The 2,672-nt window shown below is 43.6% G+C and carries 3 protein-coding genes; 1 reads left to right on the top strand and 2 read right to left on the bottom strand.

Annotated elements, in window-relative coordinates:
• Positions 1–552, top strand: a 552-nt coding sequence (locus tag FKP33_RS26550) for a DDE-type integrase/transposase/recombinase (RefSeq protein WP_181410299.1), incomplete at its 5' end; no start/stop codon positions are given.
• An 815-nt stretch (positions 553–1,367) separates the two neighbouring features.
• Here FKP33_RS26550 and FKP33_RS26545 read toward each other — a convergent pair.
• Entirely contained in the window at positions 1,368–1,952 is a 585-nt protein-coding gene (locus FKP33_RS26545; RefSeq protein WP_127604854.1) for a hypothetical protein, read from the bottom strand.
• A gap of 59 nt (positions 1,953–2,011) precedes the next feature.
• Positions 2,012–2,672 (bottom strand): restriction endonuclease (locus tag FKP33_RS26540; RefSeq protein WP_141336808.1); only part of this gene is annotated, 661 nt, incomplete at its 5' end.

Below are 2,672 nucleotides of genomic sequence, written 5' to 3'. Positions count from 1 at the left end.
GTGAACAATCGTGAGATCCGCGCTTCGAATCAGCTTTGGGAGATGGACGTCAAATACGGCTACATTGCAGCACAGCAGCGTTTCTTATTCTTGCTCAGCCTGATTGACGTCTACGACCGGTCGATTATCGACTACCACATGGGCCTCTCTTGCGAAGGGAAGCATGCCGCGCAGATCCTGCAGAGGGCACTAAGGAAACGACAACTCTTTGGGAAAGATCAGTTGCCAGTGGTTCGTACCGATAACGGCCCGCAATTCATCAGCCATGCTTTAGAGGAAGCGTGCCTGGAGTATCGTGTAGAGCATGAACGGATTCCTCCGAAAACGCCGAATAAAAATGCGCATGTCGAAGCATTTCATGCCATTTTAGAACAAGAGTGCCTCTCCAGGCATGAATTTGAGAGTTATCAGGATGCATACCGTATCGTATCTGACTATCTCTTGTTTTACAATCAGCGGCGGATTCATGGCAGTTTGTATGATCTATCCCCGCAGGAGTTTCATCAAGCTGCACGTCAGCAAACCGTAAAGCCGCTTGTGATTAAGGTATGACTGATGGACAAAGCCCTTTACATGGAGGGGCGGGCATGATAGGCTTTGTAGCCTCGTGATGAATGGTTATCCGCATCGCCCTATCGCGAAAAATCATGCCCGCTGGAGGCTCCGTGTCAAGGGCGGCAACGACGCGAATCAATGAGAACCTACGCAATCGTGAGAATAAGGGTGTAAGACTCTAAAGTTACGGGTCTAAACCGATTTCTCCCTTGCTCATGTTGAAGTAGCCTTGGAGGATCATAGCAGTACGGATCATTTTCTTCAGTACTCGGGCTATTGTCTCCTCGCGGGATGCGTAGTTCAATCCATTTTCATGAAAAGCTACGTCAATCGCATATATGCTCTGCACGGTTCCTTGGTTTAGCTCAATGCCAAGGGCGTCGATTCGCCTTGTTGCATAAGCTGAGAGTATGATCTATTCTTCTTGAACAAATTCATACCTTCGTACTTCTGGCTAAAGTACTGGTCGGTCGCCACCATTATCTGTTCGACTTCAGTTTCGTTGAATAACTCCCATGACCTAACAGAAGGTTTCCAGTTCAATTGCACAACCTGACAATTCTTAGCGTGTCTTAACCAGGACAGCATTAGGGATTCAGCAATTTCTATCTTCATGCGAAATTTCCTTTCTGATAGTCATACTGTGTGGTCGGCAAATTGGATTTTCCTATAATATTTGTGCTGTTTTTTATAGCAAAGCAGTTCACAGACTCATCCATGTGAGGCCATTAAGATGGCCTTGAGTAATGAAGCTTTCTCTTGTACCATAGATTCTGTCACTATCGTAGATGATTCCAGGCCCAAGCGACCAATCATTTTTTTGCCAATTTCCAGTATTCATTCATTAGTTTTTGATAATCATCTGATAATTGTTTGTTGATGTCTCCAAGAAACTTGACTTTCAGGTCATCATCAGATTTGGCTTTCAATACGTTTTTCAAATTCTTAAGCGTATTCTGGTTGCGTTGGATCACATTCTTCGTTTCAGCATAATTACCATCAATCCCACTCGTGGATAAGGACAGAATTTCCTCAATATCGTCCATCATTCTCATTTCGGTTAGTCTCTTCATTTCTAAGGTATCTTTGTAATATGGACTCTCCTTAAAACCATTTTCATCAACATGTTCGTTAATGAAGTTGTAAGAATAGGTATGCATAATTATATCCCTTGGAATACTTAGATATTTGGGAGACATTGCATCTATAATCTCTTTGATCTTCTTTTCCGTTTCTTCATTCTTCTTTGCCGCTGACTCCCTAGATTCCTTTTCACTCTTCCTTTTGTCCAAGTATCCCTTTATAAAAAAACCTATAATTGCCAACAAGCCAGCCACTACAAAATCTGACCCTTTATCGGGAAGCAACTCTACTATTAGTTGTATTAATGAATCCATTTTTACGCTCTCTTTCATTTAGTGTTAGCTGACATTGCCAATGATTTCTCCCTTCTACCTTATAACGATCTTGTTTGTCTACAACCAGGAAACTTGGTACAACCAAGAAACTCTTCCCCTTGCTTACTCTTCCTTTTTACCATAGGAGAACCACACTTGCATGTCACTGAGGTTGTTGCCGCTGCTTCCTTCCGAGCTATTGCTACCTCTGACTTTGCTACCGTCTCAGTTCTCTTCTCTATGGGACGCGGTTTCTTGCTCGGTTGCCATTTCCCCCATGCTCTTAGCTTTTGCTCGACTAAGGCTCCATGCCAATAATCGACTTTGAATTGCTCTGCTTCCTTCTTGGCAGGAGGTGTAAGATCAGATGTAGTGATAAGCAACGATAATATACAATCATGATTCCTCTTCGCCGCCACAAGTTCACGCACTGTCATTACAGGTACTAGATTATGGTCTGCATAGCATTTGGCTTGGACGGCTGTTTTCTCCCCGCGACCATCAACGATCACAAGATCAACTCCACCATCATTACCGCCTACACCTACTTCTTTTACTGTGTAGCCCTGATCACGGAAGTAAAGAGCAAGTAGACGCTCAAACTCAGCTCCAGATAGGTCATCCAACCTGCTAGTAAGGATGATCTCATCAGTTCTACATCCCTTTGAAGTCCGTCTTATGTTTGTCTGAGCAGCCTTCTTAATCGATGTTTTGGGTTTC

Origin of the sequence: Paenibacillus sp. tmac-D7 (assembly GCF_006519665.1) — a bacterium.
GTDB classification, from domain to species: domain Bacteria; phylum Bacillota; class Bacilli; order Paenibacillales; family NBRC-103111; genus Paenibacillus_G; species Paenibacillus_G validus.
This window is presented reverse-complemented; position numbering and strand designations above follow the sequence as displayed.

What these genes read in the sequence shown, in the direction of transcription:
- FKP33_RS26545 (WP_127604854.1), bottom strand. Translation starts at nt 1,952, where the DNA reads ATGGATTCATTAATACAACTAATAGTAGAGTTGCTTCCCGATAAAGGG.